The following is a 22,367-nucleotide window of genomic DNA, read 5'->3' on the forward strand; positions in this document are numbered from 1 at the left end:
TGGGGCGTTATAAGGTCCGGCGCGCACGCCGGACCTCGCAAGACAAGAGCGCTTACGCTTCCTTGTTGAGTTTGATGTCGTAGCCTGCCGTCACGGCGCCACCACTGCCGCCCTGGGCGTTCTGCACGACGTATTCCTGCTTGACCTTCGCGAACGACAGGCGCACATGTTCACGGATGCCATTGTCAGCATTGCTGCCCGACGGATGAACCTGCGTAACGATGACGTCGTTCATCGTGATCTTCAGGTATTCGAGCGGATTGCCGCCTGCCTTGCGCACGGTCAGCACGGCTTGGTCAATGTGCTTGCCGGTCAGGCAATACTTCATCAGGTTCGGGCTTGCACGATCGACCAGGTGTTCGAACGCCAGATCTTCGACAGTTGCCCTACCCGCGCCGCCGCCCGAACCCATGTGCGTGTTCGACTGCTGCAGGATTTGCCAGCCCCAGCTCGCCACTTCGATTTCATTCTTGTGCGCCGAATCCTGCGATTCGCCGTCGATGCCGTTGATCTTGATAAAAATGTCCTGTGCCATTTAAAAACTCCGTGAGTGAAAAAACAGACTGCTCTTTGTTGCGGGACTGCCGCGTCGTATGAGCGATGCTCTTTGCCACTGGATGTCGCCGCGTATTGGCGGCGCTTCGGCTGCCTACCGTTTTTTTTACGCAGACGAGGCGCTTACCGCGTGCGGACGTACGCGTGCACGCGCGCACCGCGATGGCTGTGGCGTTGGCTACGGTGCGGCGGGCGCATTACTTCATTTCGTTGGCTGTTCGGTCTGCAAGACGGCGTGGGTCAGCGCCTTGCAGAACGTTTCCATGCCCGACGGACAGGATGACGTGGAAAGCCCTTTGATTTTGTCGAGGTCGGCCGTATCCAGCGTGCTGTCGATATGGCGCAGCACGAAGCCTTTGAGCGATGGATTGCGCTTGATCAATTGACCAAGTCGCGGCAATGTATTCCACCGATCCACCAGTAGTCGCGCAATTGCCTCCGAGTACCCCTCGCCGATGTCGCCGTCATCGCACTGTCCGTACTTCGTGAACGCGACGCTCGCAGCGTTCCAGGTGGTGATCCTGTCGACCATCGCGTCCGCACCCACCGCGTCATGCTCGGTGCAAGCCTTACCGTAGGCCAATGACATTGACAGGCAACCGAGCACCGCAACGAGACATGCGATCGGCCAAGACATAGCGCCACGAATTGGAAGCCTAGCCATGACTACGCCCATGAAGGCTGGCGTGACGGTTGCGCCGGGACGCGGCGTGCGCGCCCATGCTGTCGTTGCCGACAACTTCGACGGTGGTCAGCGCGTCCGTTCTCATCAGATTGCTGACGGCGTTCATTGCGTCGTCCGTCGTTCGGATGCAACCCATGGTCGGATGTTGCGGACCCGCCAAATGAGCCGCGTTAGCCCGTCCCGAATGGACGCCGATGCCAGGATGACCGGGCACGTTGAAGCGAACAATGCCATGTAGTCCATAGGCGCCATTGGCGGACGCAGCGTGAGGGTGAGGTATCACCCTGTCCTGGACTGTATAGACGCCGTTCTGAATATGACGAATCGTGGCATGACTGTCGACGTTGTTGTACGCAGCCCAGGTGCCAGTCGTATTACCACCAGAATCAACCAGCGCAATCTGGTGTGTACGCCCATCAAACCGTAGCGAAGACATCTGAGAGACTTCCTTTTTGTTTATGGCCGATGCATTGGGAATGACCAACGGGGCCCCGGCCGGATTACGCGGCGGCCGGCGGCGTTCTGGCTGCGATCGATCAGGCCGCTTCCTTCACGGTAGGCAGCCGGGCAACGAGACGCAGCGACACCGTGAGTCCCTCGAGCTGGAAGTGCGGGCGCAGGAAGAACTTCGCCTGGTAGTAGCCGGGGTTGCCTTCGACATCCTCGACGACCACTTCGGCCGCCGCCAGTGGGCGACGCGCCTTGGTTTCCTGCGATGAATTCGCCGGGTCCGCGTCGACGTAGTTCATGATCCATTCGTTAAGCCAGCGCTGCATATCCTCACGCTCGCGGAACGTCCCGATCTTGTCGCGCACAATGCACTTCAGGTAGTGCGCGAATCGCGAGCAGGCGAACAGATACGGTAGACGCGCCGACAGATTGGCATTGGCAGTCGCGTCCGGATCGTGGTATTCGGCGGGCTTCTGCACCGACTGGGCACCGATGAAGGTCGCGTGGTCGGTGTTTTTACGGTGCACGAGCGGAATAAAACCGTTCTTCGACAGTTCCGCCTCGCGACGGTCCGAGATTGCGATTTCCGTCGGGCACTTCATGTCGATTCCGCCGTCGTCGGTCGGGAACGTGTGGCACGGCAAGCTCTCGACCGTGCCGCCCGATTCGACACCGCGAATCAGCGAGCACCAGCCATACAGCTTGAACGACCGGTTGATGTTCACGCCCATGGCGTACGCCGCGTTGGCCCACGCATAGTTGCGGTGATCGGGACCGTTGGTGTCTTCCTCGAAGTCGAATTCATCGACCGGGTTCGTCTGCGCACCGTACGGCAGACGCGACAGGAAGCGCGGCATTGCGAGCCCGATATAGCGCGCATCTTCCGTATTGCGCAGGGAATTCCACGGTGCGTACTCGAGATTTTGCGCGAAGATTTTCGTCAGATCGCGCGGGTTGGCGAGTTCCTGCCACGATTCCATCTGCAGCACCGAGGGCGAGGCCCCCGAGATGAACGGCGTATGCGCGGCTGCGGAGATTTTTGCAATCGAGCCGAGCAGGTCGACGTCGGACGGTGTGTGGTCGAAGTAATAGTCAGCGACGAGGCAGCCGTACGGTTCGCCGCCGAGTTGGCCATATTCCTCTTCGTAAATCTGCTTGAAAAGCGGACTCTGATCCCATGCGAGACCCTTGTATCGCTTCATCGTGCGACGCAGTTCTTCCTTCGAAACGTCCATGAAGCGGATCTTCAGCCGCTCGTCCGTCTCGGTGTTCGACACCAGATGGTGCAGCCCGCGCCACGCCGATTCCAGCTTCTGGAAATCGTTGTGGTGGAGAATCAGGTTGATCTGCTCCGACAGCTTGTGATCGATTTGCGCGATGATCGCTTCGATGCTCTTGTAGGCGTCGTCGCTAATGATGATCGACTGCTGCAGCGCCTGCTCGGCGAGAGTTTGAACCGCATATTCGACGGCGTCGCGAGCCGCGGCGGTCTTGGGGCGAAACTCCTGCGCGAGCAACTGCGAAAAGTCGGTTTGTGAATGGGTGGCAGTTGCGGTTGCCGTCGCCTTTACCTGCTGTGTTGTCATGGTGTGTCTCTGTGGTTCTTGAGTCGTTCTTGCCGGTGTGCCTTCGCCAGCAGCGGCGGTCAGTTCGGCGCCTTGTCGGTATGGCTGTGTTCTGTCTCATCGATAACCTTCGGCTTCGGCACGGCGGCGAGCGCTTTCAGCAAGGCCGGATCAGCCAGCAGCTTGTTGACGAGCGCTTCAGCGCCGGATTTGCCGTCCATATAGGTCTGCAAATTGGCCAGTTGCGTGCGCGCGTCGAGCAGGCGATGCAAGGGCTCGACCTTGCTGGCGACGGCGGCCGGCGAGAAGTCCTCCATGCTTTCGAATGCCATGTCGACCATCAGCTGGCCTTCGCCCGTGAGCGTATTCGGCACTGCAAATGCGACGCGTGGCTTGAGCGCTTTCATGCGCTCGTCGAAGTTGTCGATATCGATGTCGAGGAAGCGGCGATCGGCGACAGCCGGCAGCGGTTCGACCGGCTTGCCGGACAGATCGGCGAGCACGCCCATCACGAATGGCAGTTCCACCTTTTTCTCGGAACCATAGATCTCGACGTCATACTCGATCTGGACGCGCGGCGCGCGGTTGCGCGCGATGAACTTCTGCGAACTGTTTGAAACGGACATGCATGACTCCGTAAGCGTGGGAAATGGCCGGCAGGTTTAATGAGTCTCGCGGACAGTTAATGAGTCTCGCCGACAGAAACCGGGGAAATGCTCTCGGCGACCGCCGTCTTGTTGGCTGATGCAAAGACGAATGCGGCATCGGGCGCGGCGTTGCTGTCGCCGACGTGGATTTCGATGCTCGAGAGGACTCGCTTCGACGAGAAAGCGTCGAGCCAGAGAGCGGACAGTCTCGGCAGAACGTGTTGTTCGATAAACCCGATCAACACCCGAGCGCCGGTCTCCTGCACGAGGCAGCGGCTGACGATGTAGTCGATGACCTGCTCGTTGTAATGCAGCGCAATGCCATGACTGTCGGCCATACGCCGCACGACACGGTTCATATGCAGACGCACGATGCTGGCGAGCGAGGCGTGGACCAGCGGGCGATACGGCACGACGGTCACGCGTCCGAGGAAGGCTGCGGGAAATACTTTCAGCAACTCCAGGCCTAAGGCTTCACACAGGGCATCCTGATCGGGTGCGAGTGTGGCGTCCGCGCATAGGCTCGCTGTCAACTCGGAACCGACATTGCTGGTCAAAAGGATCGTGGTATTGCGGAAGTCGATGTAGCGTCCATCGCCGTCTTCCATGTAGCCTTTGTCGAAGACCTGGAAGAATATTTCATGTACGTCGTGATGGGCCTTTTCGATCTCGTCGAGCAGAACAACCGCATACGGGCGCCGACGGACGGCTTCTGTCAGCACGCCGCCTTCACCGTAGCCGACGTATCCGGGCGGTGCGCCCTTGAGTCCGGAGACCGTGTGCGCCTCCTGATACTCGCTCATGTTGATCGTGATCAGGTTCTGCTCGCCGCCATACAGGGCTTCGGCCAGTGCGAGCGCCGTTTCCGTCTTGCCGACGCCGGACGGCCCCGCCAGCAGAAACACGCCGAGTGGTTTGCGTGGATCGCCAAGACCCGCGCGCGCCGTCTGCACTCGCTCACCGATCTGACGCAAGGCATCGCTTTGCCCGATCACGCGGGCGGCGAGTGTTTCGGGCAAGGTGCGCACAGCCGCAACTTCATTCGTTACCATGCGGCCGACGGGAATGCCGGTCCAGTCCGAGACGATTTCCGCGATGATCGTTTCGTCTACTTCCGGGAACACGAGTGGCGTCTCACCCTGAAGGTCACGGAGGCGGTGCTTCAGCTGGCCGAGTGTCGCGAGGGACGGCACAACATCGGCGTGATCCGGATCGGGCTGGGTAAGGATGGCGTTGCGGGCGCTGGCTAACGCCTGTGCGGCTGCGAGCTGGGCCTGCCAATGTGCGTCGATTGCGCTTTCCTCCGTACAGAGCGTACCGATGCGCGCCCTGGCGGCACACAGCGCCTCCGCCGCCTGGAGTCCGATACGCGCCTCCTGTTCGAGCAGGCTACATTCGACGCGCGCCGCCCGAAGTCGTTGACGCACGCTTTGCAGTTCGCGCGGCGGCGCGTGCTGTGAGAGCGCCACGCGTGCGCATGCGGTGTCGAGCAGACTGATCGCCTTGTCGGGCAACTGGCGCGAAGGAATATAACGGTGGGACAACGTAACGGCGGCACGGATCGCTTCGTCTCGGACAATCACGCCGTGGTGCTTCGAAAACGTGTCGGCCAGTCCTCGCACCATGTCGATGGCTGCGGCTTCCCGCGGCTCGGCGACCTGCAGCACCTGAAAGCGCCGAGTGAGAGCGGGATCTTTCTCGACGTGCCGCTTGTACTCCGACCAGGTCGTCGCTCCGATCATGCGCACTGTGCCTCGCGCGAGGGCCGGCTTGAGAAGGTTGGCGGCGTCGCCGGTGCCGGCCTGACCGCCCGCGCCAACGAGCGTGTGGATTTCGTCGACGAACAGAATGATGGGTGTCGTGGACCGTAACGCGGCTTCGAGCACGCCTTTGAGCCGCGACTCGAATTCCCCTTTCATACTCGCACCAGCCAGCAATGCACCGACATCGAGCGTCATGAGCCGCACGTCGGCCAACGCGGGTGGTACGTCGCCGTTAGCGATGGCCAGTGCGAGCCCTTCGACGACAGCGGTCTTGCCGACGCCGGCCTCACCTGTGAGCAGCGGGTTGTTCTGACGGCGGCGCAGCAGGATATCGATGATTGTGCGAATCTCCTGCTCGCGTCCTGTCACGATGTCGATTTCACCTGCGCGAGCTCGCGCGCTCAGGTCGCTGCAGTACTGCTCGATTCGCGAGCTCTTCGAACCTGCGGGCAATGCCTGCGAAGCTTCGCCCGGCACCGCGGCGGAGAAGTCCGTGTTGTCGTACGGTGCGTCGGAAGACTCGGGCGAGCCGTCGATCCATGCAATCAGTTCGTCGCGTGGCATATCGGCCGGGATGCGTGCGAATGCGGGCGAAGCCGAAAGCAATACCCGACGCAGTTCCGGCGTGCCAAGCAGTGCCGCAAGCAACCACGCGCCGCGTATCCGGCGGTCGCCGAAATCGAGCGTGGCAAGCACCCATGCTCGCTCGACGGCCAGTTCAATATGGTGCGAGATGTCGCTGATCGAACTGGCGCCCGCGGGCAAGGCAGCGAGCGCCCGTGCGAGATCGCGTTCCAGTGTTTCACGTTCGATTCCCGCATGCCGAGCAATGCGGTGCATGTCGCTGTCCGGCAATTGGAACAATTGATGCAGCCAGTGGACAAGCTCCACATACGGGTTGCCACGCAGCTTGCAAAACGCGGTAGCGGATTCGATGCTGCGGAAGAGTGTGGCCCCGAGCTTGCCGAAGAGTGCCTGGCGGGAAATCGTCATGAACTAGTCGCGTGTGATTTATTAGGATGACTGATTGGAATTGAGCCTGCACAAGTGAAAATGGAAGCTATTTAAGAGAATTGTCTTATACGGTCAAACGCTTCGCTTTCGTTATGTAATTCGGCACTTTTCGAACCTGTCTCCGTTTAATGGAGTTTTCTGAATTATCGGACTTCAAGTTTGGATCAGTCAATGTGTGCAGGTGATTTTTATTTTTCGGTAATACGTGAATTTTTTGATCGGCAACAAATGTAGACTTAGCCTGTTCTGTGAGTTGTTAAGATAAAAATATAGGTTAAACCATTGAAAATAATAGTGTTTAGTGTGGGAATTTAATTTGTTTTGGCGTTGAGAGATTTCCGCGCATTGAGTTGAAGATTCCCTCTGCGTAGGAAAAATCTGGCATGTTGTTGCTGGATATATGTCGGAGTATTTGTATTTCGGAATGTCGTTTAATTTATCTCGAATTAAATCTCAATTTTTAAACATCGCTGCGGAAATTGGCGGTGGACATCAATCGTGTTGTCATGCGTTAATTCCGTTTTGTTCGGCATAACGGATTCACGGTCGGCATAGACCTGCTTGACGTCACGCAATGACATTTCATACTTACCTCCGCAAAGTTCTTGGCAGGCCGTCGCGCGCAACCGCCGATCGGAGTGCTCTGCATCGCGACCCGTCCTGGATGCACATGGGTTTGCGGGGGCAGGTTCAGGGGCAATCACGTATGCAACGCCAGGGGCTGGCTGGGTCGGATCGCAGCGACTGCTCACCGGAGTCGAGCGAGGCTATCTTCGAGTTGCTGGGTTCGTCGGCGAACGCTGCGTATGACGCGTCGGCATTCGAGCGGCCGGACGCGTCGACACATACCGATCGGGACGATCTTCTGGCCACGCTCAATGAACAGTATTACCAGGCGCTCGAATCGCCGTACTTCCTGCCCAACTCGGAATGGGTCGGGTCGTTTGCAACAGGGATACCCGGATTGGGCAAAGAGGCGATGGGTGAACGAGCCCACGCCGAGGATGATTCAAGTTCAATCCACACTCTGCTATCCGACATCGACGTGCTCGAGGAAGCCTTCGATGCGTTGCACGAAATCGGCGTGACGGATCTGGCCGTACAGGACGCAGTGCCGGAGATCCTTCGCCTGTTCGCACCAGCCGAATATCGCGCGTCGACGGCGCGCCGCGTGGGAATGGCGCCGCCGCCAGTCGCGCGGCGGGACCATCACACGCTTGCGATAGACAGCCCGCTAGCCGCTCTGAACACTCACATTCACCACGAGTCCAACGAATGACCGTCCAACCGCGACATGATGTCGCGAGCCGGGAACGCCAGTGCTCGCCGGCAGCGCAGATCGAAATGGTCGAAGCGAACATTCGTAGTCAGCCGACGTTGGCCGCGCATCGCTGGATGCTGTTCCAGTGGCTATGTATCACCTACCAGTGGACGCGGGCCATCCAGCAACTCCAGGTTTTTGCCCAACTGGAGCCGTCCCAGGCGTCCGTCGCGCAAGCCTGTCGAGATCTGGTTCGCGCGGAACACTGGCGCGCAAAAGTCATGGCCGGGCAGCAGGAGCCGGGGTTGGTACTCGGCGACGCGCCCGCGTGGATACATGGGATGCTCAATGCCCTCAAACTGTCCGCACAGGGACAACAGGAAGCGTCGGATGACGCCCGGGAGCGCGCGTTAGATCTCGCTCCGCTGGTCCCCGGGCACACCTCGAATCAGCGCTTTGAGTGGATCGGCGACAGCGATTCGCGGCTGGGCCCGGCTTGTGAGGTAATTACCGCGGGGCGCTATCGCTGGCTTTCGCTGGCGGATCTCGCCAGTTGGCGGATCGAAAGGCCCTCGACACTACTCGACCTCGTGTGGGCGCCGTGCACGCTGTCGCTGATCGACGGCGCGGTGGTGCGCGGCTTCATGCCGGCACGTTACCCGCTCGCCGCCCACGAGCCTCCTGTCCTGCGCGAAACGCTGCAACTCGGGCATGAGACCGTTTGGCATGAGTCGGGGCGCACCGCCGTCATTGCATCCGGGCGTAAGACGTGGACTACAAGCGTGGCCGATTTTGATCTGTTCGAATTGGCTGACTGTTCGTTTGGTCCCGTCGCAGTGGACGGCGCCGCGTGCTCCAGTGCGGCGGCAGGAGTGCAGCGATGAGCCGCCAACGTCATGAACCGGACCGAACGGCGTCCGCGCCGCGCCAGGCCGATGCACAACTGCTGCCCACCTTATTCGATCGACTGCGCGATGACGCGCCGCACCGGCAGACCGAGGCCCCCGGCGAGTATGCGGTCAGCCGGGCGCAGATGCGCGACATCATCCAGCGCGATCTTGCGTTTCTGCTCAACGCAACCAGCATCGAAGACCTGATCGATCGGAAGCGGCATTCATACGCGGCCGCATCGACCATCAACTTTGGCGTGCCGCCGCTCGCAGGCGCGTTCATGGCGTCGCACAAATGGGCGAAGATCGAACAGGTGATACGGGGCGCCATACGCGACTTCGAGCCACGCCTGATTGCACATACGGTGCAGGTCGTGCCCCTCACGGATGTCGATAGCCAGAGTCGCTACAACCACCTCGCGTTCGAGATTCGCGGAATGATCCGCATGGACCCCTATCCGCTCGAGTTCATGGTGCAAAGCTCGCTCGACCTGGAAACGAGCCGCCTGCACGCAGCCGCTCGTTGACCACAGGACATTGTTATGGATCCGCGACTGCTCGATTACTACAACCAGGAACTGATGTATGTACGCGAACTGGCTGGCGAGTTCGCGCAACTGCATCCGAAGATCGCACGCCGGCTCGGCATGCAGGCCGGCGAGATGACCGATCCGTACGTCGAACGGCTGATCGAGTCGTTCAGCTTCATGGCGGCGCGCATGCAGCTCAAGCTCGACGCGGAGTTCCCGCGCTTCACGGGACGTCTGCTGGAGGTGATCTACCCGACCTACGTAGCGCCCACGCCGTCCATGTCGGTCGCGCGTTTCTATCCGAGTCCCAGCGAAGGCAACCTCGTCGAAGGCTTCCGTGTGCCGCGTGGCAGCATGCTCACGGGCCGCAAGTCGGCAGGGGAGGACACAGTGTGCGAATTCCGCACGGGCCAGGATGTCGCACTCTATCCCCTTGAGATTACCCACGCACAACTGACGGGGATTCCGCCGGACATTCCCATGCTCGACCGCTATGTACCGCCCCATACGCAAGTGCGTGGCGCGTTGCGGCTGCGGTTGCGTGCCACGGGCGAGGCCAAAATCGCCGAGCTGTGCGGACTGGACCGACTGCCGGTCTATCTCGCGGGAGATGAGCAGGTTGCGTCGCATCTGTTCGAACTGCTTCACGCGGCAGGCGTTGCGTCGATCACGGGCGAGCCTGGGTGTTTCGGCGACGCGGCGCGCGCGTTCTGTGTGGTCACGCATGGCGCGGTCGCACACGAGGGGCTTGGCATCGATCAGGGGTTGCTGCCGCTTAGCTGGGCGAAATTCCATGGTCACAATCTTCTGCACGAATATTTCGCCTGTCCGAGTCGCTTTTATTTTTTCACGCTGACCGGACTGCGCGAAGGGCTGAGCAAGGCGAGAGGCCGTGAAGTCGAGATTGTCGTGCTGCTCGATCAGTCGCCGGACCGGCTGATCGGCCTTGTCGACGCCTCGCGTTTCGCGCTGTTTTGCACGCCCGTGATCAATCTGTTTCCGCGCAAAGCGCAGCGCATCGAATTGAATCAGGCCAGCACGGAATTCCATCTGGTTCCGAAGCGCAGCGCGCCGCTCGATTACGAAGTCTATTCGGTCGAAGCACTCTGGGCGCAAGTCGGCAAGAACTCGACGGAATTCGCCTTCCGGCCGCTGTATCAAACGCTGAACAATGACGAAGACAACCACGGGCGCTATTTTTCGCTGCGCCGCGAACGCCGGTTGTTATCGGACTCGGCCCGCCGCTATGGCACGCGCACGCCGTACATTGGAACTGAAGTGTTCGTGTCGCTGGTCGATCAGCAGGAAGCGCCCTATCACGAAGGAATGCGCTATCTGTCGATCGACGCCTGGCTGACCAATCGCGACTTGCCGAATCTGTTGCCGCGCAACGGCGTGAACGATCTGGACGCCGTTGATTCGGTGCCCGCGACCAGCGTCGGCTTGATTCGTGCGCCGAGCGCGCCACGCGCGCCGTTTGCCGAGCGTGAAACAGCATGGCGGCTTATCCGGCAACTGAATTTCAACTATTTGCCGCTGGAAGATATGGATCACCGCCCTGGCGGCCAGGGTGTGCGCGACATGCTGCGCCTGTTCCTCACCGGCGACGACGTGGGACCGCGGCGTCAGGTGGAAAGCCTCGTTGGCGTGAAGACGCGACCAGTCGCGAGGAAGCTGCCCGGCGGCGGCCCGCTGGTGTTCGGTCGCGGCATCGAATGTCAGTTGACGGTCGATGAAACTGGCTTTTCCGGTTTGAGCCCCTACCTGTTCGGGCTGATTCTCGAGCACTATCTTGCACGGCACGTATCTATCAATTCGTTCACGCAGACCGAGCTTCACTCAATGCAGCGCGGACAATTGATGCGCTGGCCCGTGCGCATGGGCACACGCGGAGTGGCTTGATGGACCGGGCCCTATTCACGTCAACGCTGCGCGACACGGCGCTATCGGCGGATGCGGTCGAGCGGTTGCAGACGCAGCCATGGCATTTCGGATTTTTTTCGCTGATGCGCCGCATCGGTGCCGATGTGCGTATCGATGCTCGGTGAGCAGGTGCCGGATAGTCAGCACCGTTTCCGGATCATTATCGGCCCGGTCGATATCGACGAATACCTGCGCTTCACGCCTCGTGGCGCGGATCTGCCGCAACTGGCCGATTGGGTGCGGAGTTTCATCGGTCGCGAATGCGAATGGGAGCTGGAGTTGCGCATCCGCGCACAAAGCGCGCCGCCTGCCGTGATGGGCGGCCCGCAGCAATTGGGCTGGTCAGGATGGCTCAGTCGCTCGCTCAGCGGCGAGCCGGTTACCGGCATGCGCTTCGAGCCTGAACGCTACGCCGGCACGTTCGCGAAACAACGTATCGACGCGGCGGGCAAGCGTCGGGTCACGCCGCAAATGAAGGGACAAGATGAGTAGCAGCAAGAGACAACCGACGGCGAAGGTGTCGGCAGCCAAGGCTGTCACACCCCTGCCTCACGACTGGATGTCGCCGGTCGACGCCGCCGCGCCGTGCGGGGCCGACCTCGAATACGACCCGGAATTCGTCGTGCTGTCCGCGCAGATGGCCGTGAAAGTGGACGCGCAGTACGGCGACTTCGTGGGGATACCGGAACCGGTGAACTGGAGCGAGGTCGAGCGCGATTGCCGACGCCTGATGATGCGCAGCAAGGACATGCGTCTCGCGGTGTTGTTCACGCGCTGCCGCACGAGGCTCGCGGCAGCGGCGGGACTGGCGGAAGGGCTGGGGCTGTTAGCCGCATGGCTCGCCGCGTTTCCCGGCGCGCTCCATCCCCAACCCGGTGTAGACGACGATCTGGAAGCGGCGCTCGAAATCCGCATGAACGCTTTGCAGGCGCTGACGGATTCGGATGGATTGCTGTCCGACCTGCGGGAGATCGCGTTGACGCGTTCGACCGCCACGCGGCTTCAGATGCGCGACGTCGAGCGCGCGTTTGCACGTCCGCGGCCGAGCGATGCGCTCGCGCCCGAATCCGTTACGCGGCAACTCGAGGATCTGCGCGTCCAGCAGCCGGACATGCTGCGCGGCTTCGATGACGCGCTCGCGAGCCTGGAGTCCATCGACGCCTGGTGCAAGGCGTATCTGGGCGTCTACCAACCGGACCTCGCTGCGCTCACGCGGTTGTTGCGGCGCGTGGCGGGAGATCGCCCGCGCGTGACGACGGCGCCAATTGACGGATTGGTGGAGGCGATGCCGCTCGACGATACCGGTGCAGTGGCAGCGTCGAACGAGGAGACTTGCTTCGAGCATGACGACATTTTGCCGCCGGCCGGTTGCGCTGCGCCGGTTAGCCTCGGCGTCAATGTGGCTGCGGCAGGTCGTGAGGGCGCCTTGGAGCGTATCCGGGAAGCTCGATACTGGTTCGAGCAACACGAGCCGAGCAGTCCGATCCCCGTGTTGCTGAAGCGCGCGGAACGGTTTGTGGGGAAACGATATGTGGATGTCGTCAAGGCCATTCCCACGGAGTTGCTTGAACAATGGGATAGCGAGGAGTAGTCGCGGTGCGCGATGTTTAGAGCCTTCACTGTCATTGCCATCGGAATAGCGCTTCTCGTCGCGGCGTCGCTGACGGCGATGAATACCCGGCATTTTGTTTTGTCGTCGGTTGTGGTTCCCGGGCGCGTGGTCGCACTGAATGCGGGCGGGAGTCATCCGAGAGTGGCGTTTATGACACGAAGAGGGGAGCGTTTCTCTTATCCCGAGGGTGGGCTCATCTTCGATATGAAAGTGGGGGACGTCGTGCAGGTTCGCTACGCAGAGGATGAACCATTGCAGAGCGCGACGCTGGATAAGGTCGGCACGATCTGGTTCGGTCCGATCTTGCTCGAACTCCTTGGCGGCGGGTTTCTGGTTGCCGGTTTATTGAGTTGGCTACGGACGAGAACGAAAGGAGGGTAGAGCATGTCGTTGCTGAGGCGAACTCAGTGGCGGTGTTCCACCGGATCCGCCGCCGGTGCGGGAGTGGATTTCATTGTGGCTTCGGGCGGTTGGATCCAGCTCAGGGATCGCGCGCTGCAGCCACGCGATTTTCACTACAGCGGAGCAGGCGTCGGCCTGCCTTGGGAACGGCTTTTGCCGACAGAAATAAAGATGCCGAAATTCGGCCTGCCGCAGATCAAGGGACATGAGTTCGGAGGGGCCGGCTCGTCGCAGGACTTTCTCAGCGACACGTACGACGTGATGGGCCCCACGCGCGAAACGTTCGCGTACAACGCGCTAGCCCCCTCAAGTCGCCCAAATCCGCAACGGCCTCCCCCCAACCCCATGCACCACCGGCCGCAACTGCATCCAGCATTTCACAAACGCCCGCTGCAGCAATTCCATCGACCTCGAAACCCCCCGCACGACGAGCACTCCAGAAGTCACGCAAGAAGCCGCCATCCGCACCGAATCATCAAACGGCAATTCAGCCGTCAACGCCTCAGCAAGCGCATCATCGCAAGCCGCCCCGACAGCCCAAAGCGTCCCATACGCAGGAAACCCCGCCAGCCCTTGAGCAGCATCGCGTAGCGAATCATTCGCCTCAAAACTCGCGCGCTCGAACCACAGCAACTCGCCATCAGCCCCAACAATCCGCGAAACCGCACGCAAACGCCCATCCGACCACCGCTCACCAGCAGCCTGGCGCCCGAGCTGCGTCGCATCCCAGCCGATCGCAGTGGCATCGTGAGCCAGCGTCAACGAAAAATCCAGCTTCGCATTCACACGATCAAAAACAATATTATTCTGCGGCAGCCAATCGAGCTTAGCCCGCTCACCGACACGCACTGCGATCTGCTGCTGCGCCTCGCGCCCATTGGACTTGTACCACTTGGTCGCCCCCGGCGTGGTGATTACAGCATGCGCATCTGCGCCAACATCAACATCAATAGCAAGCCGATCACCACCCGCAACACCACCCGGCGGATGCACGATCACCGCATGACAAATGCCTTGTCCTTCAGGATAAAGCGGCCGCTGAACCCGCAACGGCCCGTCATGCAGCCGATGCTTGAGCGTGGTCCGCTCTCCATCCCTGACGAACCCAAGTTCCAGACGTGCGCGCCATTGCGAATGCGCGCCGTCTTGCGCGGTAGCGAGTGTGACGTGATTTTCGTGAAGCGACATGCGAATGGAGTGCGACCAGACGAAGAAAAGCAAAGCGTGCCTGCGCACGTCAGACAGCGCTCAACAGCGCTGACACAGGATGCATCGAGAATAGCATGCACGACGTCCAACGCCGTTCACACTGCGATCAACCCCCGCACGCCATCCGTATCCATATTGGCGCCTTCGCCGCCCGCGATGATCTCGCCACGGCTCATCACCCAATACCGGTCGGCGATGTCCTTGGCGAAGTCGTAGTACTGCTCGACGAGCAGTACCGTCATGCCCATTTCCTCGACCAGTTGACGCAGCGTGCGGCCGATATCCTGGATGATCGACGGCTGAATGCCTTCGGTGGGTTCGTCGAGAATCAGCAATTGCGGATCGCTCATCAACGCGCGGCCAATCGCGAGCTGTTGCTGCTGACCGCCCGACAGATCGCCGCCGCGACGGCTGCGCATATCCTTCAGCACCGGAAAGAGTTCATAGATACGATCCGGGATCTTCTTGGGCGCCTTCTTGCTGGCGGCCCCCACCAGCAGATTCTCTTCGACGGTCAAGCGCGGAAAGATATCGCGCCCCTGCGGCACGTAAGCGAGGCCCTTTTCCACGCGCGAGTAAGTCGGCAGTTTGGTGATCGGCGCGCCGCGCCAGGCGATCGAACCGCTCTTCGTTTGCACGACGCCCATCAGGCAGCGCAGCAGCGTGGTCTTGCCCACGCCGTTGCGGCCGAGCAGCACGGTGAGTTTGCCATCCGGCACGGTGAGCTTCACATCGCGCAGAATGTGGCTGCCGCCGTAGTACTGGTTCAGGTTCTCTACTTCTAGCATGTCCGTTCGACCTTTTCGTTTTCACCTGCCCAGATACGATTCGATGACTGTCTCGTCGCGTTTCACTTCGTCGAGTGTGCCGTGAGCGAGCACGCGCCCTTCGGCCATCACCGTCACCTTGCCGGCCGCGCCCGACAGCGCCGCCACGAACTCCATGTCGTGCTCGACGACCATCATCGAACAGGTGCCGCGCAGATGGTTGAGCAGTTCGGCGAGTTGCATGGTTTCGTCATCGGTCATGCCGGCGGCCGGTTCGTCGAGCAGCAGCAAAGCCGGTTGCTGCATCAGCAACATGCCGATTTCGAGCCGTTGCTTCTGGCCGTGCGAGAGTTCGCCGGCGAGCCGCCGCGCTTCGCTCTCCAGACCGATCAGTGCGAGTGTCTCTTCAATGCGTGCTTGCGCCTCGCGATCCAGCCGCGCGCGCAACGAAGCCCACCAGCCCTTGTCGGCCTTCATCGCCAGTTCGAGGTTTTCCCACACGGGATGCTGCTCGAACACAGTCGGCTTCTGAAACTTGCGGCCGATGCCGGCGCGCGCGATAGACGGCTCGTTCATCCGCGTCAGATCGATCGACTGGCCGAGATAGACCTTGCCGGAATCCGGCTCGGTCTTGCCGGTGATGACGTCCATCATCGTCGTCTTGCCGGCGCCGTTTGGACCGATGATGCAGCGCAATTCCCCGGCGTCGATGGTCAGCGTCAGCGCATTCAGCGCGCGAAAGCCGTCGAAGCTCACGGTCACGTCTTCGAGATACAGGATCGTGCCGTGCGACACGTCGATCTCGCCGGGCACGACCGCGCGGCCCAAGCTCGCGACGCCGCTCAACGAGGTTTCAGCCGGTTCTTCCGGTAAAGCCAGGTCAGGAACCATCGGGTTTTCGTTCATGAGCGGTTCCTTTTGCGCGTCGCCATTTCGATCAGTCCCATGATGCCGTTGGGCAACAACAGCGGAACCAGCACGAAGATTAAGCCAAGAAAGAACAGCCAGTATTCAGGGAAGTTCGCCGTGAAGAAGCTCTTCGCGCCATTCACCGCGAAGGCGCCGATGATCGGACCGATCAGCGTGCCGCGTCCGCCCACGGCGACCCAGATCGCCATTTCGATCGAGTTGCCCGGCGACATTTCGCCCGGATTGATAATGCCGACCTGCGGCACATACAAGGCGCCGGCAATGCCGCACAACACGGCGGACACGGTCCACACGAACAGCTTGTACGCAAGCGGGCTGTAGCCGAGGAACATCAAACGCGTTTCGCCGTCGCGCACCGCGGTCACCACGCGGCCGAGCTTCGAGGTGACGATGGCTCGCGCGCCGATGAACGCGAGAATCAGCACGGCGAACGTAATCAGCAGCAGGGCAGTGCGCGTGCCGGGATGCGTGATCGGAAAGCCGCCTATGCGCTTGAAGTCGGTAAAGCCGTTATTGCCGCCGAAGCCCGTTTCGTTGCGATAGAACAGCAGCATCGCGGCGAAGGTCATGGCCTGCGTGATGATCGACAGATACACGCCCTTCACCCGCGAGCGGAACGTGAAGAAGCCGAATACCCACGCGACCACCGCCGGCACCAGCACCACCAGCAGCAGCGCATACCCGAGATGCTGCGTGCCTTGCCAGTACCACGGCAGTTGGTGCCAGTCGAGAAACACCATGAAGTCGGGCAGGTCGCTGCCGTATTTGCCTTCGTGGCCGATCGAGCGCATCAGGTACATGCCGATCGCGTAGCCGCCGAGCGCGAAGAACAACGCGTGGCCGAGGCTCAGAATGCCGCAGTAACCCCACACGAGATCGAGTGCGAGCGCGGCGATCGCGTAGCACATGAACTTGCCGGTGATCGTCATCGCGTAGGCGGACAGATGCAGCGCGCTCGTCTCCGGCACCACCAGCGTGGCGAACGGCACGCCCAGACCGAAGACGATAATCAACGCGACCAGTGCGAACCACGCGCGCCGCGACAACAGCGCAGGGCGCGGCGGCAGGCCGAGCGCGAAACCGGATTGAGGCTCGCGCCCGGCGCTGGCGCCACCGCTCGCTGCGCCGACATGAGCCAATGAAGTTGCCGATGCCATCTCATGCCTCCGCGCTGCGGCCCTTGAGGGCGAACATGCCCTGCGGACGCTTCTGGATGAACAACACGATCAGCACGAGCACCGCGATTTTCGCGAGCACCGCGCCCCAGAACGGTTCGATTGCCTTGCTGATGAGCCCGAGGCCGAAGCCGCCGATCACCGTGCCGGCCAGTTGACCGACACCGCCGAGCACGACGGCCATGAAGGAATCGATGATGTAGCTCTGGCCGAGGTCCGGACCGACATTGCCGATCTGCGAGAGCGCGCAGCCGCCCAGACCCGCGATGCCCGCGCCGAACGCGAACGCATACGAATCGACCCGCGCGGTCTTCACGCCGACGCAGGCCGCCATACGGCGGTTCTGCGTGACGGCGCGCACAAAGAGGCCGAGACGCGTCTTCGTGAGCACGGCCCACGCGATGCCAACCACGATCAGCGAGAACGCGAGAATCGCGAGCCGGTTGTACGGCAGGATCAGATTGGGCAAGACGGTGACGCCGCCGCTCATCCACGCCGGGTTGACGACTTGCACGTTCTGCGCGCCGAATAGCATGCGCGTCGCCTGAATCAGGATCAGGCTGATGCCGAAGGTGGTCAGCAACGTCTCGAGCGGACGGCCATAAAGATGCTTCAGTACCAGCCGTTCGAGCACGATGCCCACCAGTCCCGCGGCGACGAACGAAGCCGGAATGGCGAGCAGCGGATACCAGTCGAACGCGCCGGGCGCGAAGCGCTGAAAGAGGTTCTGCACGACGTAGGTGGCATATGCGCCGATCATCAGGAATTCGCCGTGCGCCATGTTGATCACGCCGATCAGCCCGTACGTGATGGCGAGGCCCAGCGCGGCGAGCAGCAGCACGCTGCCGAGCGACAGGCCGGCGAACAGCGTGCCAGCGATCTGGCTGCGGCGCTGGATCGCGTCGAGTTCGTCGATGCCGCTTTGCGCGGCGGCGCGCACGCGATCGTCGGCTTCCACAAAGGTGCCGTCCGGCTTCTTCGCGACGAGCGGCCGCAGCAGTTCGTTCATGTCGAGGTCGTGCCGCGCGGCGACCAGTTGCACGGCTTCGAGGCGCCTGGCCGGATCGGCGTCATGCAGGGCCGTCATTGCCCATAGCGTATCGAGGCGCTTCTTCAACGCGGGATCGGTTTCCTTCGCGCGTGCCGCGTCGACGAGCGGTTTGATCGACGGATCGGGGTTTTGCAGCAGCGCGGTAACGGCGGCATCGCGTGTGGCCACATCCGGCGAATCCAGTTGCAGGCCGGACAGCGCGCCCGCCACTTTGGAGCGCAGCAGATTGTTCAGCGTGACTGGTTGCGCATCGCCCGCGGCGATGGTCTTGCCGGTGACCGCGTCTTTCGCCGTATCGCCGTCCTGAAGCAGCACTGCGCCCGCGTCGGTGGCGAGCGCGCTATCTTCGGAGAGCGCTTTGAGCACCGCCATCGATTCTTTGTCGTGATTGGCGATCAGCTTGTCGATGGCCGCGGACTTCGCGTCGAAGTCATCGCCGGCGAGCGGCGCAACATCGGCCTGGGTCAGCGCGAAGGCGGCCAGCGGTGCGCCGGCGAGCAGCACGAGCGCCGCGGCAACGACGCCGCGTCGTGCGGCCTTTCCTGCGACTTTTCCTGCGACTTTTCGTGCGGATATCAGGAATGAAAACGCCATGGTGGCCTTTGAAGAAAATCCGGCGCAGCGGCGCGGCATGGGGGCAAGCGCCGTTGCCGCGCCGTCGGGTTGCTGCGCGCGAGGGTCGTGCCTTTCGGACATCCGATCAAGGCACGAACGCGGGTGCGGTGGGCGCGCCCGTCGCGGGATTGCAATCGGCAAATCGACGTGCCGCGTCGGCGAGTTTCACCGTCGCGGCACGCCTTCCTGTCAGGCGACGCGCGAGCGCTTCAGGAACGCCGGAATCGAACTGACCACATCCGGCTTGCTCGAATTGCCGGCGATGAACGGGCTCCACGGCTGCGCGCGAACCGCGGTCTTGGTCCGCCACACCACGTTGAACTGACCATCGGCACGCACTTCGCCGATCATCACCGGCTTGTGCAGGTGGTGGTTGCCGTCCATTTCCAGCGTGAAGCCAGACGGCGCCGCGAAGGTCTGGCCGACCATCGCCACGCGCACCTTGTCCACTTCCGTGCTCTTGGCCTTCTCGACTGCCTGCTTCCACATATGGATGCCGACGAAAGTCGCTTCCATCGGGTCGTTGGTCACGCGCTTGGTGCCGCCCGGCAGGTTGTTCTGCGCGACCCATGCGGCCCATTGCTTCTTGAACTTTTCATTGGCCGGGTTGCGCAGCGACATGAAGTAGTTCCACGCGGCCAGGTTGCCGACCAGCGGCTTCGTATCGATGCCGCGCAGTTCTTCCTCGCCGACCGAGAACGCAACAACCGGCACGTCCGACGCCTTCAACCCCTGGTTGCCCAGTTCCTTGTAGAACGGCACGTTCGAGTCGCCGTTCACGGTCGAGATCACCGCGGTCTTGCCGCCTTGCGAGAAGGTCTTGATGTTCGCGACGATGGTCTGATAGTCGCTGTGGCCGAACGGCGTGTAGACCTCCTGGATGTCGGCTTCCTGCACGCCCTTCGACTTGAGGAACGCGCGCAGGATCTTGTTGGTCGTGCGGGGGTACACATAGTCGGTGCCCAACAGGAAGAAGCGCTTGGCGCCGCCGCCTTCCGCGCTCATCAGGTATTCGGTCGCCGGAATCGCTTGCTGATTCGGCGCTGCGCCCGTGTAGAACACGTTGCGCGACATTTCCTCGCCTTCGTATTGCACGGGGTAGAACAGCAGGCCGTTCAGTTCCTCGAACACCGGCAGCACCGACTTGCGCGACACCGAAGTCCAGCAGCCGAACACCACGGCGCACTTGTCCTGCGTGATCAGCTGACGCGCTTTTTCAGCGAACAGCGGCCAGTTCGACGCCGGGTCGACCACCACCGGCTCCAGCTGACGACCCATCACGCCGCCGTTCTTGTTGATGTCCGCAATGGTCATCAACGCGGTGTCCTTGAGCGATGTCTCCGAGATGGCCATCGTGCCCGACAGCGAATGCAGGATACCTACCTTGATCGGACCACTGGACTGCGCCTGCGCAAACGGAACCTGACCTGCAAGCGCCAACGCGCCCGACATGGAGCCGAACTTCAACAGACTGCGACGTTTCATGTATATCCCCTTGCCATTGATGGTGACTGTTTATGGGCGTCGATTTCAGCCAGCAGGGCTTATCCCGCATGACTTGCCGCTTATGTACTGCAAGGCACATGCCATGCAGTAATTTCGACTTGTATGGCGTGGGGCGCATGCTGCGGCGCGGCTGCGGGAGGGCGGCGCATGCGTGATAGGCGCGGAATTGGTGCAGCATCGCGCGATGCGCCTCGTTCGGGTGCGTGTCGCGCCGCAACGAAGCGCATGTATCCGCCAGCGGGCGTCGGCGGTGCATGGCCGCTGCGCGGTTGTGCATGCAGTGCTGGGCTTATGCCGAGGCGCGGATCGAGAAGCGCGTGGTGAGGAAGTGGAGCGGGCGGGGCTCGATCGGTCACGGAGCGGCCGGCGTGGTGCGGCGCCGGCCGTTTACTATCTTTAGTCCCGGTTGCGGGACTTGTATCGCTCGCCTTCGATCAGAACGCGATGAACGGCGCGGGTTGCTTGCCGACCATCACGTTGTTGATTGCCGTGTACACGCTGCGGCCGAAGAAGAACGGCAGGCCCCAGATGAACATGCCGGCCGCTGGCGAACCCAGGCTGTCATAAGCCGCGTACTGGTTTGCCATCAAGGTCCAGCCGTTGGCGAGCGAGAACGGCACGTTGACGGACGCGGCGGTCTTGCCGATGCCGCTGAGAATGGCGGACAGGCTGAGCGTGGTCGCCGGCACGTACCAGTCGCCGGAATAGGGCACCGTGTAGTCCGCGAAGATGTTCGTGTTGGAACCGCTGTCGATGGCACTGCTGAACGTGTTGCCTTTGTACGTGGTCGAGAAATAGCCGTACTGGTCGAGTGCGAGGACGTTCGGCTGCGAAGGCATGGCATTGTTCTCCTGCGTGCCGATGCCGAACACCAGTTCACCCGTCACGCTCGCCTGGCCGCCCGCGGGCAGCGCGGGCAAACGGATGATCGTGCCGTTGTTGTCGGAGGTGAAGTCGGCGACCGGATTCATGACCTGCGTGTCGAGTGGAACACGTGTGTTCGTGCATGACGTCGCGGACGTGCAGTAGTAGTAAGCCGATGGCAGTACGGTCTGCGCCGCCGCGGGGAAGTCGCGCTGCGCCGGACCGATGCCGATCACGCCGTTCGCACCGAGCGCCGTCGCCGAGCCGAGGTTGTGGCCGCCGCGCGACTGACAGTCCGACGGCGTCGCGTATTGACCGTCGGCGATCACCTGTAGCGGCATGTTGCCCGCAGTTTTGCCGCCGATCGTGACGTCGGCGCGCTTGACGGGCCCCCACGTGTAGCCGGAGCCGAACACGGCGCACTCGGCGATCGACGCGTTGCCGGTCGGATCATCGGTGGCGCCGGATTGCGTCGGCAAGTGGGCGGCGAGCGCGGAGCCCAATGCACTGGCAAGCACGCGCACGCCGACCGAGCCGGTGTCGAGTTGCATGTGATCGACCTTCGCGCACTGGGCGCTGCCCTCAAGGCTGGGGATGCAGATCGTCACGGTGACGTACGGCATATTGACGTAGTTGCCGGTCCATCGTTCCACGGTGATGGGGGTGGTGTTGGAGGTGGGGGTTGGTGTCGGTGTCGGTGTCGGTGTCGGAGTCGGAGTCGGTGTCGGTGCCGGTGCCGGAGTTGGCGTTGGCGTTGGAGTTGGTGTCGGAGTTGGCGTCAGAGTTGGTGTTGGAGTCGGCGTCGCAGTTGGTGTGGGAGTTGGTGCCGGTGTCGGCGTCGGAATCGGAGCCGGCGTCGGACGTGTCAGAAATCTTGTGTGCTGAGGCCGGTTAGAAATCTCAGTTGATGGCGCTGGTGAACCGCTCGCCGAACAGAATGGCGAACTGATTGA

Annotated in this window: 21 protein-coding genes and 1 pseudogene; 9 read left to right on the forward strand and 13 right to left on the reverse strand. The window is 61.7% G+C overall.

What is annotated here, in order from left to right:
- Positions 1-52: 52 nt before the first annotated feature.
- From B0G73_RS36350 to tssH, 6 genes are all read right to left on the reverse strand, one after another.
- Positions 53-535: a type VI secretion system tube protein Hcp gene (locus B0G73_RS36350; protein WP_106285888.1), complete on the reverse strand. Its 483-nt coding sequence runs from the start codon at positions 533-535 to the stop codon at positions 53-55.
- 222 nt (positions 536-757) lie between these two features.
- The gene (locus B0G73_RS36355; RefSeq protein ID WP_258194137.1) at positions 758-1,231 is read right to left on the reverse strand and encodes a hypothetical protein; all 474 of its coding nucleotides are present in this window, start codon (positions 1,229-1,231) and stop codon (positions 758-760) included.
- On the reverse strand, positions 1,212-1,724 hold the full coding sequence (locus B0G73_RS40295) for a L,D-transpeptidase (protein ID WP_146144279.1): 513 nt from the start codon (positions 1,722-1,724) through the stop codon (positions 1,212-1,214). The genes B0G73_RS36355 and B0G73_RS40295 overlap by 20 nt, the downstream gene beginning before the upstream one ends.
- Before the next feature lie 52 nt (positions 1,725-1,776).
- Positions 1,777-3,276: a type VI secretion system contractile sheath large subunit gene (gene tssC / locus B0G73_RS36360; protein WP_106285890.1), complete on the reverse strand. Its 1,500-nt coding sequence runs from the start codon at positions 3,274-3,276 to the stop codon at positions 1,777-1,779.
- 59 nt (positions 3,277-3,335) lie between these two features.
- Positions 3,336-3,881, reverse strand: a complete 546-nt coding sequence (gene tssB / locus B0G73_RS36365) for a type VI secretion system contractile sheath small subunit (protein ID WP_106285891.1) — start codon at positions 3,879-3,881, stop codon at positions 3,336-3,338.
- Between the two features lie 56 nt (positions 3,882-3,937).
- Positions 3,938-6,658, reverse strand: a complete 2,721-nt coding sequence (tssH, locus tag B0G73_RS36370; protein ID WP_106285892.1) for a type VI secretion system ATPase TssH — start codon at positions 6,656-6,658, stop codon at positions 3,938-3,940.
- 727 nt (positions 6,659-7,385) lie between these two features.
- Between tssH and B0G73_RS36375 the strand changes: the two genes are divergently transcribed.
- The 8 genes and pseudogenes from B0G73_RS36375 to B0G73_RS36405 all read left to right on the forward strand — a co-directional run bounded on the left by B0G73_RS36375 (position 7,386) and on the right by B0G73_RS36405 (position 13,276).
- Positions 7,386-7,958 carry a TagK domain-containing protein gene (locus B0G73_RS36375; protein ID WP_181196738.1) on the forward strand — a complete coding sequence of 191 codons (573 nt, stop codon included), beginning with the start codon at positions 7,386-7,388 and terminating at the stop codon, positions 7,956-7,958.
- 65 nt (positions 7,959-8,023) lie between these two features.
- Positions 8,024-8,824, forward strand: coding sequence for a type VI secretion system accessory protein TagJ (locus B0G73_RS36380; RefSeq protein ID WP_258194138.1), 801 nt, complete (start codon positions 8,024-8,026; stop codon positions 8,822-8,824).
- A complete protein-coding gene (gene tssE, locus B0G73_RS36385) occupies positions 8,821-9,357 on the forward strand; it encodes a type VI secretion system baseplate subunit TssE (protein WP_106285895.1) in 537 nt (178 codons plus the stop codon). Before B0G73_RS36380 ends, tssE begins: the two co-directional genes overlap by 4 nt.
- A gap of 15 nt (positions 9,358-9,372) precedes the next feature.
- Positions 9,373-11,262, forward strand: coding sequence for a type VI secretion system baseplate subunit TssF (gene tssF, locus B0G73_RS36390; RefSeq protein WP_106285896.1), 1,890 nt, complete (start codon positions 9,373-9,375; stop codon positions 11,260-11,262).
- Positions 11,262-11,408 carry a hypothetical protein gene (locus B0G73_RS40830; RefSeq protein ID WP_181196739.1) on the forward strand — a complete coding sequence of 49 codons (147 nt, stop codon included), beginning with the start codon at positions 11,262-11,264 and terminating at the stop codon, positions 11,406-11,408. Before tssF ends, B0G73_RS40830 begins: the two co-directional genes overlap by 1 nt.
- A pseudogene (locus tag B0G73_RS36395) lies at positions 11,374-11,775 on the forward strand (type VI secretion system baseplate subunit TssG); the annotation flags it as partial. The gene B0G73_RS40830 and the pseudogene B0G73_RS36395, both read left to right, overlap by 35 nt.
- A complete protein-coding gene (locus B0G73_RS36400; RefSeq protein ID WP_106285898.1) occupies positions 11,768-12,874 on the forward strand; it encodes an ImpA family type VI secretion system protein in 1,107 nt (368 codons plus the stop codon). The pseudogene B0G73_RS36395 and the gene B0G73_RS36400, both read left to right, overlap by 8 nt.
- 12 nt (positions 12,875-12,886) lie before the next feature.
- Positions 12,887-13,276, forward strand: coding sequence for a DUF3592 domain-containing protein (locus B0G73_RS36405; RefSeq protein ID WP_106285899.1), 390 nt, complete (start codon positions 12,887-12,889; stop codon positions 13,274-13,276).
- A gap of 327 nt (positions 13,277-13,603) precedes the next feature.
- On the opposite strand, the gene B0G73_RS36410 is transcribed toward B0G73_RS36405, so the two are convergent.
- The 7 genes from B0G73_RS36410 to B0G73_RS36440 form a co-directional block, all read right to left on the reverse strand.
- Positions 13,604-14,485: an urease accessory protein UreD gene (locus B0G73_RS36410; RefSeq protein ID WP_106285906.1), complete on the reverse strand. Its 882-nt coding sequence runs from the start codon at positions 14,483-14,485 to the stop codon at positions 13,604-13,606.
- 116 nt (positions 14,486-14,601) lie between these two features.
- Positions 14,602-15,294: an urea ABC transporter ATP-binding subunit UrtE gene (urtE, locus tag B0G73_RS36415; protein ID WP_106285900.1), complete on the reverse strand. Its 693-nt coding sequence runs from the start codon at positions 15,292-15,294 to the stop codon at positions 14,602-14,604.
- Between the two features lie 21 nt (positions 15,295-15,315).
- Entirely contained in the window at positions 15,316-16,179 is an 864-nt protein-coding gene (urtD, locus tag B0G73_RS36420; RefSeq protein ID WP_106285901.1) for an urea ABC transporter ATP-binding protein UrtD, read from the reverse strand.
- Positions 16,176-17,360 carry an urea ABC transporter permease subunit UrtC gene (gene urtC / locus B0G73_RS36425; RefSeq protein WP_106285902.1) on the reverse strand — a complete coding sequence of 395 codons (1,185 nt, stop codon included), beginning with the start codon at positions 17,358-17,360 and terminating at the stop codon, positions 16,176-16,178. Before urtC ends, urtD begins: the two co-directional genes overlap by 4 nt.
- Before the next feature lies 1 nt (position 17,361).
- Positions 17,362-19,023, reverse strand: coding sequence for an urea ABC transporter permease subunit UrtB (gene urtB, locus B0G73_RS36430; protein WP_106285907.1), 1,662 nt, complete (start codon positions 19,021-19,023; stop codon positions 17,362-17,364).
- 210 nt (positions 19,024-19,233) lie between these two features.
- Positions 19,234-20,529, reverse strand: a complete 1,296-nt coding sequence (gene urtA / locus B0G73_RS36435; RefSeq protein ID WP_106285903.1) for an urea ABC transporter substrate-binding protein — start codon at positions 20,527-20,529, stop codon at positions 19,234-19,236.
- 455 nt (positions 20,530-20,984) lie between these two features.
- A complete protein-coding gene (locus tag B0G73_RS36440) occupies positions 20,985-22,196 on the reverse strand; it encodes a DUF3443 domain-containing protein (protein ID WP_258194140.1) in 1,212 nt (403 codons plus the stop codon).
- Between B0G73_RS36440 and B0G73_RS40835 the strand changes: the two genes are divergently transcribed.
- Positions 22,097-22,309, forward strand: coding sequence for a hypothetical protein (locus B0G73_RS40835; RefSeq protein ID WP_181196741.1), 213 nt, complete (start codon positions 22,097-22,099; stop codon positions 22,307-22,309). The two genes, B0G73_RS36440 and B0G73_RS40835, sit on opposite strands and share 100 nt — an antisense overlap.
- Positions 22,310-22,367: the final 58 nt, after the last annotated feature.

The sequence above is a fragment of the Paraburkholderia sp. BL25I1N1 genome (assembly GCF_003002025.1).
Taxonomy (GTDB): domain Bacteria; phylum Pseudomonadota; class Gammaproteobacteria; order Burkholderiales; family Burkholderiaceae; genus Paraburkholderia.

Bases quoted from the DNA above. Each gene is read 5' to 3' on its own strand.
- B0G73_RS36350 (WP_106285888.1), bottom strand. From the start codon at position 535: ATGGCACAGGACATTTTTATCAAGATCAACGGCATCGACGGCGAATCG.
- B0G73_RS36355 (WP_258194137.1), bottom strand. From the start codon at position 1,231: ATGGGCGTAGTCATGGCTAGGCTTCCAATTCGTGGCGCTATGTCTTGG.
- tssC (WP_106285890.1), bottom strand. From the start codon at position 3,276: ATGACAACACAGCAGGTAAAGGCGACGGCAACCGCAACTGCCACCCAT.
- tssB (WP_106285891.1), bottom strand. From the start codon at position 3,881: ATGTCCGTTTCAAACAGTTCGCAGAAGTTCATCGCGCGCAACCGCGCG.
- tssH (WP_106285892.1), bottom strand. From the start codon at position 6,658: ATGACGATTTCCCGCCAGGCACTCTTCGGCAAGCTCGGGGCCACACTC.
- B0G73_RS36375 (WP_181196738.1), top strand. From the start codon at position 7,386: ATGCAACGCCAGGGGCTGGCTGGGTCGGATCGCAGCGACTGCTCACCG.
- B0G73_RS36380 (WP_258194138.1), top strand. From the start codon at position 8,024: ATGGTCGAAGCGAACATTCGTAGTCAGCCGACGTTGGCCGCGCATCGC.
- tssE (WP_106285895.1), top strand. From the start codon at position 8,821: ATGAGCCGCCAACGTCATGAACCGGACCGAACGGCGTCCGCGCCGCGC.
- tssF (WP_106285896.1), top strand. From the start codon at position 9,373: ATGGATCCGCGACTGCTCGATTACTACAACCAGGAACTGATGTATGTA.
- B0G73_RS40830 (WP_181196739.1), top strand. From the start codon at position 11,262: ATGGACCGGGCCCTATTCACGTCAACGCTGCGCGACACGGCGCTATCG.
- B0G73_RS36400 (WP_106285898.1), top strand. From the start codon at position 11,768: ATGAGTAGCAGCAAGAGACAACCGACGGCGAAGGTGTCGGCAGCCAAG.
- B0G73_RS36405 (WP_106285899.1), top strand. From the start codon at position 12,887: ATGTTTAGAGCCTTCACTGTCATTGCCATCGGAATAGCGCTTCTCGTC.
- B0G73_RS36410 (WP_106285906.1), bottom strand. From the start codon at position 14,485: ATGTCGCTTCACGAAAATCACGTCACACTCGCTACCGCGCAAGACGGC.
- urtE (WP_106285900.1), bottom strand. From the start codon at position 15,294: ATGCTAGAAGTAGAGAACCTGAACCAGTACTACGGCGGCAGCCACATT.
- urtD (WP_106285901.1), bottom strand. From the start codon at position 16,179: ATGAACGAAAACCCGATGGTTCCTGACCTGGCTTTACCGGAAGAACCG.
- urtC (WP_106285902.1), bottom strand. From the start codon at position 17,360: ATGGCATCGGCAACTTCATTGGCTCATGTCGGCGCAGCGAGCGGTGGC.
- urtB (WP_106285907.1), bottom strand. From the start codon at position 19,023: ATGGCGTTTTCATTCCTGATATCCGCACGAAAAGTCGCAGGAAAAGTC.
- urtA (WP_106285903.1), bottom strand. From the start codon at position 20,529: ATGAAACGTCGCAGTCTGTTGAAGTTCGGCTCCATGTCGGGCGCGTTG.